This is a genomic window from Paenibacillus wenxiniae, assembly GCF_039822605.1.
Taxonomy (GTDB): Bacteria; Bacillota; Bacilli; order Paenibacillales; family Paenibacillaceae; genus Saccharibacillus; species Saccharibacillus wenxiniae.
The window spans coordinates 552937-566918 of sequence record NZ_JBCGUH010000003.1 but is presented as its reverse complement, the minus strand read 5'-3'; the positions used below and the strand labels follow the sequence as shown (position 1 = coordinate 566918).

Here is a 13982-nt window from a genome sequence, read left to right as displayed (position 1 = left end):
CATATATGCCGAATGAATGATGACTCCATACGAACGACAACATAAATAAAGCTAGTGTAGATGCGGTTTACATGATTAACAGAGCGTCTTAGCAGGCGCGAATGATACCTAATCAACGGAAAAGAGGATGATATCCATGACAGCAACAGCAGCGAAACAGTTCTGGTTTGTTGTAGGTTCCCAGCATTTGTACGGAGAAGAAGCACTCGGACAGGTTAAAGCGAACGCACAAAAAATTACAGATGCACTCAATGCAAGCGGCGTACTGCCATATCCGCTCGTACTGCAAGACCTTGCGGTAAGCGCAGAAGCGATCACCAGCGTGATGAAAGAGATCAACTACCGTGATGAAGTAGCAGGTGTGATCACATGGATGCACACGTTCTCGCCGGCAAAAATGTGGATTCGCGGCACGAAACTGCTGCAAAAGCCACTGCTGCATCTGGCAACACAGTATAACGAAAGTATCCCGTGGTCAACGATCGATATGGACTTTATGAACTTGAATCAGGCGGCACACGGTGATCGCGAGTACGGATTTATCAATGCACGTCTGGGCAAACAGAACAAGATCGTTGTCGGCTACTGGGAGCGTCCAGAAGTGCAGCAGCAAATTGCGGATTGGATGGATGTTGCGGCTGCATACAATGAAAGCTTTAACATCAAAGTAGCCCGTTTTGGCGACAATATGCGTAATGTTGGCGTAACGGAAGGCGATAAAGTCGAAGCGCAAATTCAGTTTGGCTGGACGGTTGATTACTTCGGTATTGGCGATCTGGTCGCAGAAATCGGCAATGTAACCGAGCAAGAGATCGACGATCTGATGGCACAATACAAGGAATTGTATGATTTCGACTATGGCGATTACGAACAAGGTGCATGGGAAGCAAGTGTACGTGTGCAAGCGAGCTATGAAATTGCTCTTAAGCGTTTCCTCGATCGTGGCGGCTATAGCGCGTTCACAACGAACTTTGAAGACCTGCACGGCATGAAGCAATTGCCAGGTCTGGCGGTACAACGTCTGATGGCGCAGGGCTACGGTTTTGCTGGCGAAGGCGACTGGAAAACAGCAGCGCTGGATCGTCTGCTGAAAATTATGAGCCATAACCAGAACACTGGCTTTATGGAAGATTATACTTACGAGCTGGCGGCTGGACAGGAAGCGATCCTGCAATCGCATATGCTGGAAGTCGACCCATCGCTTGCAGCGAACAAGCCAAAAGTGGTCGTGTCCCCACTCGGTATCGGCGATCGCGAAGATCCTGCACGTCTTGTATTCGATGGCAAAGCAGGCGAAGGTGTGGTCGTATCGATGGCAGACTTCGGTACACATTACAAGCTGCTGATCAACGAAGTTTCCGCATTCGAGCCAACAGTTCCAGCACCGAAGCTGCCTGTTGCACGTGTACTGTGGACGGTCAAACCGAACTTCCAGGACGGCGTAAGAGCATGGATCGAAAATGGCGGCGGTCATCATACGGTAGTTTCCCTGAACCTGACTACAGATCAGATCGTAACGTATGCGAAGCTGGTTAATCTGCCGTATGTCGTCATTAAGTAATAGCCTAGCATGTTATAGCACTAGTTTATACGCAAACTGTTTTGGTTAGCAGACACCACTCCGGCATGGAATAAGGGGATAGACTCCGATCTTCCACAGAAATCTACCCAATATTACCATGCTGCCTACACGTAGACCAATTTGCATATAAGCCCTAGATTTATCAGTGTACTCGATAAGTTTGTTCAGCACATGTTACCCCCATGACTGCTCAGATATTGAATAGACTGACAGATAAAATATCATAACTATAGCTAGATTATAAATAGCTTCATGAATGAATAGCTTGATAGCTTTATACTTTTGTAGACTCCTATTGGTAGCTTTACTAGCTTTATATGTCTAGTAGCTTTATAAATGAACAACGATATAGCTTTAACCTGCAATTTTGCAATAAGGATGCCTTTCTTTACGGCATCCTTATTTGCCGTTCTCCTAGCTAAAATAGCCTCTATTTATATGAATCTGCCTTCCATGCACATTATTTCGCCCAATTCCTTTTACCACCAACCAGTATTGGGTAAAAACGGAAAAAGAGCCGAAGGAGGAACAGCATGTTATATGCCCATACAAAAGCAAAGCTAGTGATGTCTGCGTTACTGCTTGCCCTGCCGTTGTCTGCCTGTGCGACCGAACGTGAAGCGATGGAAACTGGAACGGAAACGACGACTGTACAGGAGGAGGTCAAGCAACCCGCTATGGCTGCGGAGCGCACGTCAGCCGCTGCTTCAAGTAAAACCGGGAATATCGCATTAGTCGATTCGCTGCAAGGCGGATACACCGAGCTAGCTACAGGTCTGGACATTCCGTGGTCGATGCAATTTGCCGGTGATACCGTGTACATTACCCAGCGTGGCGGTGGGATTGTGCAGGTAAAGGATGGCAAGCAAACGGTACAAAAGGTACAGACAAGCAAGCCGCTACGTGTCGTTGGTGAGGCAGGGCTGACCGGACTTGTGCTTGATCCCGATTTTGCCAGTAACCAGACCGCCTATATTTATCATGCTTATGAGCAAAATGGGAAAGGCTTCAATCGGATCGTGCGTGTGAAGCTGACGAATGGCGTATGGAAAGAGCAAAAGGCACTGCTGGAAGGCATTCCAGGTGGAACCATTCATGAGGGCGGACGACTTGCCTTTGGTCCGGATGGGATGCTGTACAGCACATCCGGTGAAACGGGACAACGCGAATTATCCCAGGATCGTTCCAGTCTGGGCGGTAAAATTTTACGGATGACAAAGGACGGCAAGGTGCCGCAGGATAACCCGTTTGCTAATTCGTATGTGTACGCCTACGGACTGCGTAATTCGCAAGGACTTGCCTGGACGTCAGATGGCACACTGTATGCTTCGGATCACGGACCGAGCGGCGCGCCGATTCCCGGCGGAGGGACGGATCGAACCGGACTGGACGAGATGAATATGATCAAGCCTGGCGCTAATTACGGCTGGCCCAAAGTAATGGGTTCACAGACAGCTAAAGGTATGACTGCACCGATATATGTTGCCGGCTCGCGTGCAATCGCCCCATCCGGTATCGCAGCGACACCAGAAGATACGATTCTAGTCGCAACGCTGGCGGGTGAAAGCTTGAAGCTGTTCGATCCATCTACCCGTAAAATGACGAATATTTTAACCGATGTAGGCCGTGTACGCGATGTGATGGTGCATAACGGGCATATTTATGTGCTGACGAACAATACGTCACGTGGCTCTGCGGCAGACCATGATGACCGACTGCTGCAATTGAAATAATGGAAGCGACTTATACTAACGCAGTAATGATTATAATGTAGGCATGATTAACATAGTCTAGCTTCATTGAACATATGAGACTAGATACGATAGACGTTAAGCTCCGATAAGCCGGTAACCCCTGCTGGTCGGAGCTTAAATTTACATAGTGTATACAGTAGAATCATTTATCGATTAGAGCTAAAGCATGTACACAAGCTCGTATGCGTGTAAGCCGTACAGACTAGAGGGAAGGAGATAAGGGATAAGGATAGGTTCTAGTGTTAGCGATTTCCTAACACGAGGTTCGATGAGAAAGGATTTTTGCGAAGGAAAATATCGTACTGCTTCTAGTGTTAGCGATTTCCTAACACGAGGTTCGATGAGAAAGGATTTTTGCGAAGGAAAATATCGTACTGCTTCTAGTGTTAGCGATTTCCTAACACGAGGTTCGATGAGAAAGGATTTTTGCGAAGGAAAATATCGTACTGCTTCTAGTGTTAGCGATTTCCTAACACGAGGTTCGATGAGAAAGGATTTTTGCGAAGGAAAATATCGTACTGCTTCTAGTGTTAGCGATTTCCTAACACGAAGTTCGATGAGAAAGGATTTTTGCGAAGGAAAATATCGTACTGCTTCTAGTGTTAGCGATTTCCTAACACGAGGTTTAATGAGAAAGGATTTTTGCGAAGGAAAATATCGTACTGCTTCTAGTGTTAACGATTTCCTAACACGCGGTTTGATGAGAAAGGATTTTTGCGAAGCAAAATATCGTACTTCTTTTAAGTACGGGACGCTACACCTCACTCTTAATTCGTAGATTCCTATACGAGACTGAAGTCCGAACCCGTATTCCTTGCCAGATTGGTTGATGCCCTAACATAAACAGTTTGTGCGCATGCCCTCGTTGTTCACTGCATAATAGTAAACAACATAATAAAAGCGAAGTCATAGTCAGTGATTTTACTTGGCGTTTTAGGATGCTAACAGGTATACTACAAATAGTTGTACGGACATTAAGGCAGTACAGAGTTAAAAGTATAGAGAATGGCGAGAACTGTAAGTTTCCTTACGAATGATGCAAGTGATAGATGAAGAGTAGACGATACATCCATGAGCAGGGCGATAAATCCACCAACAATGGATTCAGGACCCGAAAAGAGGAAGCATTGAAAAATAAAGAGCTAAAGAGCTAAAGAGCTAAAGAGCTATGGCAACAAAAAAATAGAATATAACTTTAACATGATTCGCACAAGCAAGATGATACAAATTCAGTCCCACTAAATCAGCCTGCTACCCCATCCCAACCATCCATGATCGAATACTGACAAATCAAATTGAAAGCGTATTCAAAAAAAGGAGCTGTTACGCATGTCTGTCTACAATGTTGCTTCCGATGTAGCCAACCCCCGTCGGCATCACCGCCTGGAAGATATTCCAGCCCACGATCCTTTCGTTCTAACCGATACTGTGACAGGTACATATTATCTGTACACCGGTGCTGCTCCGAAACTGCACGGTGTGGATCGGTATGGCGTACTGGTATACAAAAGTACCGATCTGGAGCAATGGGCAGGCCCAACTGTCGTATTTTCGATTCCAGACGACAGTTGGGCGCATCCACAGCATGGCGCATGGGCGCCAGAAGTACATGAGTATAAAGGACGCTACTATCTGCTAGTGACACTTCATAATAATGATCGGCTATTGGAGGGCGAGCCGATTCAGGGATACACCAGGCACTGGCGCGGTACATCGATTGCGGTCAGTGATACACCGGAGGGACCATTTGAGCTGATTAATCGAGACCGTCCGGTATTGCCGGAGACGATGATGACGCTGGATGGTACGCTGTATATCGATGAACAGCAGCAGCCGTGGATCGTTTACTGTCACGAATGGGTACAGACGATCGATGGCACGATTGAAGCGATGCGTCTTCATGATGATTGGACAGGTACGGTAGGTGAACCGATGCATCTATTTAGCGGCTCGGCAGCACCGTGGTTATGGTCGACTTCATCTCATACGCCAAACGCTATGCCAGATCAGGCGAGTGTCGATATAGCTTTGTCAGATATAGCTTTGTCATCCGATGCAGCTCTACCCAAACATACAGCTTCCCCAACCGATACGGCGCCATCATCCGATATGGCTTCACATGAGCCGACCGTCTATGTGACAGATGGCTGCCAGCTGTATCGCACCTCTGGCGGTTCGCTCGTTATGCTCTGGTCAAGCTATGAGCATGACAGCTATGTACAGACGATTGCGCGTTCGGTCAGCGGCAAGCTGGAAGGACCGTGGGAGCAACTTGAGCCGCTTGTACGGGAGGATAGCGGGCACGGTATGCTGTTTCAGACAGTAGAGGGCGCCTGGAAACTGATCTTGCATCGTCCATTTCGCATCCCGGAATCACGCTGTTACCTATTTGATGTGGAGGATACAGGCGATTGTTTTCGACTGGTGAAATGAATGCCGCTTGAACTGACATCGGCTTGCTTTAGTTGCGTAATTTATTTTAGTCCATATAGCTCTTTTGCCTCATCGTTAAAGTGAGCAATAAGCTGCGGCATCTCATGAATCGTTTGTCCATGCTGCCATAAGATATGCTGCACAAAGATCGTATCGATAAACAGTCGGCTAATAATCAGCGTACAACGATCCGGTTCGTCTACGAGTGCGTCGACCATCACATGAAGTTCCGCAGGATCAAACGACAGAATGTAGCAGGCATAATTTTGCAGCAGCATACCGAAGCAATGAGCATGATAGGCGTTTGGCGGCTCCATCGCTGCCTGTCTTAATACAGCGAAAAAAGCCTGTTTATCCCTACGATATTGTTCCAGCAGTCGGTTCACATCGTTCAACCACGGCAGCATATAAGATACTTCCGGCATGTTGGGAAGCTGTAGTGCCATCGCACTTCCTTCCAGATGACTGAGTAGTTCCAGCGTCAGTGCTTTGCACGGTTCCACTGCATTTGAAGGTATGTTCAGACGGTCTGCATACTGCTCGTAGTGCTGCTGAATCTCATCATGATACCGGGTCATATAGTCGCGAACACTGATGTCTGTCGCAGTATGGATAAGATGCTGCTCCTTATAGGAGAACGCCTGTAGTGTTTCCTCATTTACAGGATGTGCGTACAAATATTGATACAGCAACCAGCCGCGTATTTGCTGGCGCTGTTCATCAGTCAGCAAGGTGACCTGATTTAGCCCGGATAGCTGAAAAAAGCAATACCCTTTCATCCAATCATTCATCCGGTTGTAGCGATTGAGCGGATAAATCGATAGCGTAGTATTGATCGTGAGCAGTAAATAATGCAGGATCAGCTCATCGTGCAGATCAAGCTGAGGAAATTGCTGCGCTAGCAGTGGAGCATGTACAGGCGCGCTCAAATAGCCCGGATCGGCAGGCATTAGCTCAAATGCCCATTCGGAAAAGGCAGTCCCTTGTGCGTCACGTATAAATAGCTCGGTGCTGTCGTCCTCACAGACCTCATATTGAAAAGGATGATGATGAATCTCATCAGGGGACTTTTGATCCCTGTATTTGATGCCGATATAGGAATTGTATAGAGATTGCATATTCATCGTTTCCTCCTGTAAACTGTCCTAGATTACATGCTGCGATCGGCGCAAATAGGAAATATAGAAATAAAATGTAGGTGACCATCTCGTTATCAGCGAATTGCAGCAAGGCATTTTGCTGTGCGAACATCACATTTCATCAACACGGTGTTAGGCAATAGCTAACACTAATCATATAAAACATAAACGTATATCGCTATGTATTGCGTATCTTTTTGTAAATTGAATCGAATAGGCAATTCTAAAATTAGCACAATGGGCGATAAATACGAACGTTTATACTGTATTGTATATGTCAAAAAATATATAATGTATAGAGACACCATTCACATTTGCTGTTAGCACAAGTGATCGTGTCAGTAAATAACATCTGTAAATCCCTGTAATCCGTATTCTCTTGTTGGTTTTTCATAACGTTAGCCCTTTTCGCGCAAACTTTTCATTTTTTACCAACTCTAAATAGTATATAATTGAAGGATAAGAGTCGATAACATTTTTAACAGACTGCAATTGAGTTATAATAGTGGTATAGGATGGAATGCTCTGTGGGGTAATGGAAAATAGTCAGTATCGTGATGTTCCTGAGTGGAGCCTTGCTTCGTGTGATACCCGAGCAGGAGCGACTGCTCTTTTTTGCAAATATACGAGATAAGGAAGGTTTTTATGAGCAGCGTACAGAAAAAAACAGACGTTATCTTAATTGGTGCCGGTGTCATGAGTGCGACACTGGGATCATTGCTGAAAGAGTTAGCACCAGAATGGGAAATTAAAGTGTTTGAGAAACTCGCAAGCCCTGGAGAAGAAAGCTCTAACGAATGGAACAACGCCGGTACAGGTCATGCGGCGCTGTGCGAACTGAACTATACGTCCGAGAAGCCGGATGGCACGATCGACATCAGCAAAGCGGTGCAGATCAATGAGCAATTTCAGCTATCCCGTCAATTCTGGGCGCATCTGATCCAGACGGGTGTACTTCACAACCCGCAGCAATTTATTAAGCCGATTCCGCATATGAGTCTGGTGCTGGGTGAGAGTAACGTTTCTTTTTTGAAAAAAAGATTTAAAGCGCTTACCCAAAACCCGCTGTTTCAAGGAATGGAATATGCGGATGAGCCAGCTAAGCTCAAAGAATGGATTCCGCTCATCATGAATGGACGCACTTCGAGCGAGCCGATTGCCGCGACCAAGATCGATTCCGGTACGGACGTGAACTTTGGCGCGTTGACTCGAATGATGTTCGATTATCTGAAAGGTAAAGGCGTCGACGTTCATTATAAGCACAGCATTAAAGATATTAAGCGTACAGCAGACGGTTCATGGAACGTGAAGGTGCACAATCTGGATAATGGCCGGGTCGAGAACCATGTCGCACGCTTTGTATTTATCGGTGCTGGTGGCGGTAGTTTGCCACTACTGCAAAAGACCGGTATTCCCGAATCCCGTCAAATCGGTGGTTTCCCGGTAAGTGGTGTATTTATGGTCTGTAAAAATCCAGATGTGGTGGAACAGCATCATGCTAAAGTGTATGGCAAAGCCAAAGTCGGCGCGCCACCGATGTCTGTACCGCATCTGGATACCCGTTATATCGATAACAAAAAAGCACTGTTATTCGGGCCTTTCGCCGGCTTCTCACCAAAATTCCTGAAAACCGGATCGAATATGGACTTGATCGGCTCGGTAAAGCCAAACAATCTGATGACGATGCTGGCAGCAGGCATGAAGGAAATGGCACTGACCCGTTATCTCGTGCAACAGGTTATGCTGACGAGCGATCAACGGATGGAAGAGCTGCGCGAATTCATTCCAACGGCGAAAAGCGAAGACTGGGAGCTGGTCGTAGCCGGTCAGCGTGTACAGGTTATTAAGGATACGCCAACTGGCAAAGGTACATTGCAATTCGGTACGGAAGTGGTAAGTGCAGCCGACGGCTCTGTTGCCGCATTGCTGGGCGCTTCGCCAGGTGCATCGACTGCGGTACATGTTATGCTGGAAGTGCTTCGTCGCTGCTTCCCGCAGGAAATGCCCAAATGGGAACCGAAGATCAAGGAGATCATTCCTTCCTATGGCTTATCGCTGTCCGAACATCCTGACCTGTTCCGCCAGATTTTCAGTTCTACTTCGGAAGTGTTAGGACTGAACGGTGACGAACATGCAACGGCAGGTGTGGAAACGTCGCCGGATGTGGTGACGCGGAGTATTTAAGTCTAAATCCTGCTTTCGTAATAAGTGAGGATATTCGTGCTACAAGTTGCAAGTCGGTGAGAAGAACAATGACTTGGATTACTCGCTTCAACTTGTAGCACGAACAAGCAGGTAAGCAGATCAAATTCATAGCCGATACGAATCATTGATCTATCGTATAGATGGCTAGGCTACAGATCAAAATAGGATCGATGAGTAAGGAGCAGGACCTGGATGAAAGGGCTTGCTCCTTTTGTATGTGAACATGTATGGGTATGGAGATATAGGGCATAGGCATAGGTGTATGAAGTATGCGAATGAATACATATAAGGCGGCATCGGCTGTAAATCCCTTGCTTAAAAACACGAAATGTTGCAATCCTCTCCTATTGCCCATTTCGGTGGTCTGCTATAGTGATCACAGTAAATATGTAAGCGCTTTACAAAAAGTGGAAACGACACCGTTAGCTGTTTGGCATAAAGAAAGGGGATAAACAGATGAAAAGCAAGAAACAGACATCACTGCTATTTTTAATAGTGGCGATTGTATTGGGAACGTGGCCAATCGGCATGCATACTTCCGCTGCGGCAGAGGGTAATATCTCGCTCGCCAATGCGGGCTTTGAAAGTGACTTTTGGAGCGATCAGTCATGGAAAGTCGAGTCATCGGATTGGAGTCAGACCGAGATAAGTCGGTATACGTATGCAGATGATTCGTTTATTACTGCGGCTGAAGGCAGTCATGCGTTTAAATATTGGATCAAAGACAGTGCATCTGCCACGCAACAGATCACCGTGAGCCAATCGGTGTATTCGCTGCCTGCGGGTAGCTATGAGCTGGCACTACAGGCGATGGGTGGTGCAGGCAGTGAAGCGGCACAGGTGCAAGTATTCGCAGATACTTCGCAAGGCAAAGAGACGGCCACAACGGGCTACAACAACTGGGGCACGTTAAAGCTAAAGTTTGTATTGAAAGAGCCAGCAACAAACTTTACGATCGGTGCGCATATTCGCGGTAACGCTAAAGCATGGGGCTATGTGGACGATGTACAGCTCAAGCGATTGAGCAGTGATACATCACAGCCTGTAGCCGCCGATATTTTCGTGAAAAAGATCGATGGGCTGGGCGCTGATTTTATTAAAGGGGTCGATGTATCGAGCATCCTTTCGCTGGAGCAAAGCGGCGTGAAATTTTACGATGAGCAAGGCAAGGTGCAGGATATTTTCACCACATTGCATGAAGCAGGGGTGAACTATGTGCGTGTGCGTATATGGAATGATCCCTATACTGCCGCAGGCAAAGGCTATGGTGGTGGCGATAACGATCTGACCAAGGCGATTGCCATTGGTAAACGTGCGACCGCCAATGGCATGAAGCTGCTGGTCGATTTCCATTATTCCGATTTCTGGGCCGATCCGGCGAAGCAGCATGCACCGAAGGCATGGGCTAACTTAAGTTTTCCAGACAAAGAGCAGGCAGTATATGATTTTACGAAAAATAGTTTGCAGCAGATTGTCGATGCTGGTGTGAATGTCGGTATGGTGCAGGTCGGTAATGAGACGAACCAGTATTTTATCGGTGAAAAAGATTGGACGAATATTAGCAAACTGTTCAATAAAGGAAGTCAGGCGATTCGTGCGGTTGATCCGAACATTCTGGTCGCGCTGCATTTTACGAATCCAGAATCGGCAGGACGCTATACCTTTTATGCCAAATCACTCGCTGACAATGGCGTCGATTATGATGTGTTTGCTACGTCCTACTATCCGTTCTGGCATGGCACACTGAGTAATCTGACGGCTGTGCTGAAGCAGGTAGCAGATACGTATGGCAAAAAGGTCATGGTGGCAGAAACGTCCTATACGTACACCGCAACCGATGGGGATGGTCACGAAAATACCGCTCCACGTAGCAGCGGACAGACGCTGGATTATCCGATCAGCGTACAGGGCCAGGCGACTTCGATACGCAATGTGATGCAGGCGGTAGCCGATGTAGGCGCGGCAGGACTGGGTGTATTTTACTGGGAGCCTGCGTGGTTACCGGTTGGACCAGCAAGTGAGCTAGATAATAATAAGAAGCTATGGGAGCAATATGGTTCAGGCTGGGCGTCCAGCTATGCTGGTGAATATGACCCGGATGATGCAGGCAAATGGTATGGTGGCAGTGCGGTCGATAATCAGGCATTGTTTGATTTTACCGGTCATCCGTTGCCATCGCTAAACGTGTTCAAATACGTGAATACCGGTGCGACCGCACCGCTCAAAGTAGACGCGATTCAGCCGATATCGCTAACTGTGAATGCAGGAGATCCGATCCAACTTCCAGCAACGACAACAGCGACTTACAATGATGGTAGCACCGGTACGGTAAGCGTTGTCTGGAATCAGGAGCAGCTGGAACAGGCGATAACAAAAGGTGCAGGCAGCTATACGATCGATGGCACCGCAGATGGCGGTCATTCGGTACAGGCAAATGTATCGATCCGTAAGCCAAATTTGCTGCTGAATGGCAGCTTTGAGCAAAATGACCGTACGATGTGGAACATTACGTACGGCGAAGGTACAGCGCCGCATACGGATTATCAGAACAAAGCATCGGATGCGAAAACAGGGCAATATTCGCTTCATTTTTATGATGGAAGTCGAGTCGACTTCCGCGTAGAACAGGATGTGTACGGACTCAAACCGGGCTATTACGATCTGTCGATGAATATTCAAGGCGGTGGCGCAACGAACCCGGATATGAAGCTTTATGCGAAAACAGGCGAGAAAACATGGGAGCAGCCGACGAGTGTGAACGGCTGGGTACAGTGGAGTCAGCCAGTCATCCACGATGTGTATGTAGCGGATGGTGCACTGACGATTGGAGCACAGGTGCGTGCAGATGGTGGAGCATGGGGAACGCTCGATGATTTCTATCTGACATTTGTACGAGGGACGGACAGTACATCGTCTCCTGAACCGACACCAGAACCGACCACACCAACACCGGAGCCAACGATACCAGATCCCACTACGCCAACACCCGTACCAACAACACCTACACCAACTCCAACACCGGATGGTGGCGATGAAGGTAGCCATTCCGGCAACAACTCGTCCAGTTCCTCCGGTGGAGGTAGTGGAGGTACAGGTGCAGGCAGTCAAAGCCAGACGATTAGCATTGGTGCCAATACGCAAAATGGTAACTTAACATCTGCCTTTACGATGCAGCGCAGTGTGCGTGGAGATGGATTCATCCGCGACCAGATTAGCTATAGTGCAGCTGAGGCCAATACGGCGTTACGCGCGATGCAAGCGGTAGGTGCCGATCATGTACGTCTGGTCGTACCGACAGGTAGTACACCAGCCGCAGAGCTTGGCTTTACGCTACCAATCGATACAGCGCGTGCGTTATCAGCTGCCGCTGCTGGATTGGAGCTAAATACCGCATCTATCGGACTGTTGTTACCTTCGTCCACACTGGCTACTTTGAATGAACCGGGTCAGTTTACGATTATATCAGCAGCAGGGACTGCGGCTGCCCATGTGGCTACACGTGCCAGCAGCGATCCGATCGTCCAGCAGGCAGCAGCCGGGGCGCAGGTTCGTGTCATCGGTGAACCGGTGGAGATTACGACCAACGTACAGGGGAAGCAAGTACAGCTATCTTTGCCAGTATCATCCCAGCAATTGCCCACTGACCCTGCTCAGCGCGATCTTTTTCTGAAGCAACTGGTCGTCTATGTAGAACATAGCGATGGAAGCAAAGAACTGATTCGTCCAGAGCTGGTGACAGGCGCAGATCAATCGCTAGTCGTTCAATTTAACGTGAATAAATTCAGTACATTTACGTTGCTGCAACTAGAGCCAAAAGCAGCAACGTCTATAGCAAATGGTGCAGCTCAGCCAATAAAAGGATATATGCAAGGCTATTCGGATCACACATTCCAACCGGCTCGCACGGTAACACGTGCTGAACTGGCAACGATGTTAAACCGTCTCGCCCAAACTAAGCAAAGCGATACTGGAGCAGGCACAGCGTCAACTGAATCATCGACTTCACTGTCGGTAGCAGCGATGCGTCTGTACAATGATGTGGATGCAGATCACTGGGCTTCCTCTGCCATTGCTGCTGTAACGGTGGCAGATTGGATGAAAGGGGATGAACAACATCGTTTTGCCCCAAACCGCCCGATTACACGTGCAGAGATGGCAACGGTGCTGTCACGCTGGATGAAGCTGAGCGGTAATGCGGTAGCGACTTCTTTCAACGATACCGCGCACCACTGGGCATCCGCAGACATTGCATGCGTACAACAGGCAGGCTATATGCAAGGCTACCCGAACGGCAATTTTGAGCCGAATCGTACATTAACGCGTGCTGAAGCGGTAACTTTACTCAATCGGGTGCTGGGCATGAAGACGGCTGATGTTTCCAGTACAGGTATAGGTAATTCATGGTCGGATGTGCCATCCACGTATTGGGCCGCACGTGATATTGAGCTGGCTACAGCCGGTCAATGAGTGAGGAGTGGCAGTGTGTAGAGTAGCTGTATATAGAGATAGCCAGAGTATTGTGAATCCTTTAGTAGCGATGAATATAGATAGAGTGTGGAAGAATACGACTGGTAAACTCATAGAGAATATAGCAAGGAATAAGGGATAAGAAGCAAGAAAAGGCATAGCAAGCTAACAGCATGAGATGAAGAGTAAAAAGCAAGACATAGCGAATCAGAAGTAAGAAATAAAGAGTAGCGATGAAGTGTTATAGCATAAACCGTAGTGAGATGAAAAATAACAAGCAATCAGCAATAAAAGCTTGCTAAGAGATGTTAATGCCAAATAGCGACGCGTAGAGACATGTTCAGTCTCCATGCGTCGCTATTATAATTTTGCGATAAATAAATCAGAATACAATAATTTCTC

Annotated in this window: 6 protein-coding genes; 5 read left to right on the top strand and 1 reads right to left on the bottom strand. The window is 47.5% G+C overall.

Going from position 1 to position 13982, the window contains the following annotated elements:
* The first annotated feature begins 136 nt into the window (after nucleotides 1-136).
* From araA to AAHF22_RS08330, 3 genes are all read left to right on the top strand, one after another.
* A complete protein-coding gene (araA, locus tag AAHF22_RS08340; protein WP_347324535.1) occupies nucleotides 137-1561 on the top strand; it encodes an L-arabinose isomerase in 1425 nt (474 codons plus the stop codon).
* Nucleotides 1562-2115: 554 nt separating this feature from the next.
* Complete coding sequence (locus tag AAHF22_RS08335; RefSeq protein WP_347324534.1) at nucleotides 2116-3315, top strand: PQQ-dependent sugar dehydrogenase; 1200 nt, start codon at nucleotides 2116-2118, stop codon at nucleotides 3313-3315.
* Nucleotides 3316-4665: 1350 nt separating this feature from the next.
* Complete coding sequence (locus AAHF22_RS08330) at nucleotides 4666-5769, top strand: glycoside hydrolase family 43 protein (protein WP_347324533.1); 1104 nt, start codon at nucleotides 4666-4668, stop codon at nucleotides 5767-5769.
* A gap of 41 nt (nucleotides 5770-5810) precedes the next feature.
* On the opposite strand, the gene AAHF22_RS08325 is transcribed toward AAHF22_RS08330, so the two are convergent.
* Entirely contained in the window at nucleotides 5811-6893 is a 1083-nt protein-coding gene (locus tag AAHF22_RS08325) for a hypothetical protein (RefSeq protein ID WP_347324532.1), read from the bottom strand.
* Between the two features lie 660 nt (nucleotides 6894-7553).
* Between AAHF22_RS08325 and AAHF22_RS08320 the strand changes: the two genes are divergently transcribed.
* Together AAHF22_RS08320 and AAHF22_RS08315 are read left to right on the top strand one after the other, a co-directional pair.
* Nucleotides 7554-9092: a malate:quinone oxidoreductase gene (locus AAHF22_RS08320; protein WP_347324531.1), complete on the top strand. Its 1539-nt coding sequence runs from the start codon at nucleotides 7554-7556 to the stop codon at nucleotides 9090-9092.
* A 477-nt stretch (nucleotides 9093-9569) separates the two neighbouring features.
* The gene (locus tag AAHF22_RS08315; protein ID WP_347324530.1) at nucleotides 9570-13580 is read left to right on the top strand and encodes a glycosyl hydrolase 53 family protein; all 4011 of its coding nucleotides are present in this window, start codon (nucleotides 9570-9572) and stop codon (nucleotides 13578-13580) included.
* The last annotated feature ends 402 nt before the right edge of the window (nucleotides 13581-13982 follow it).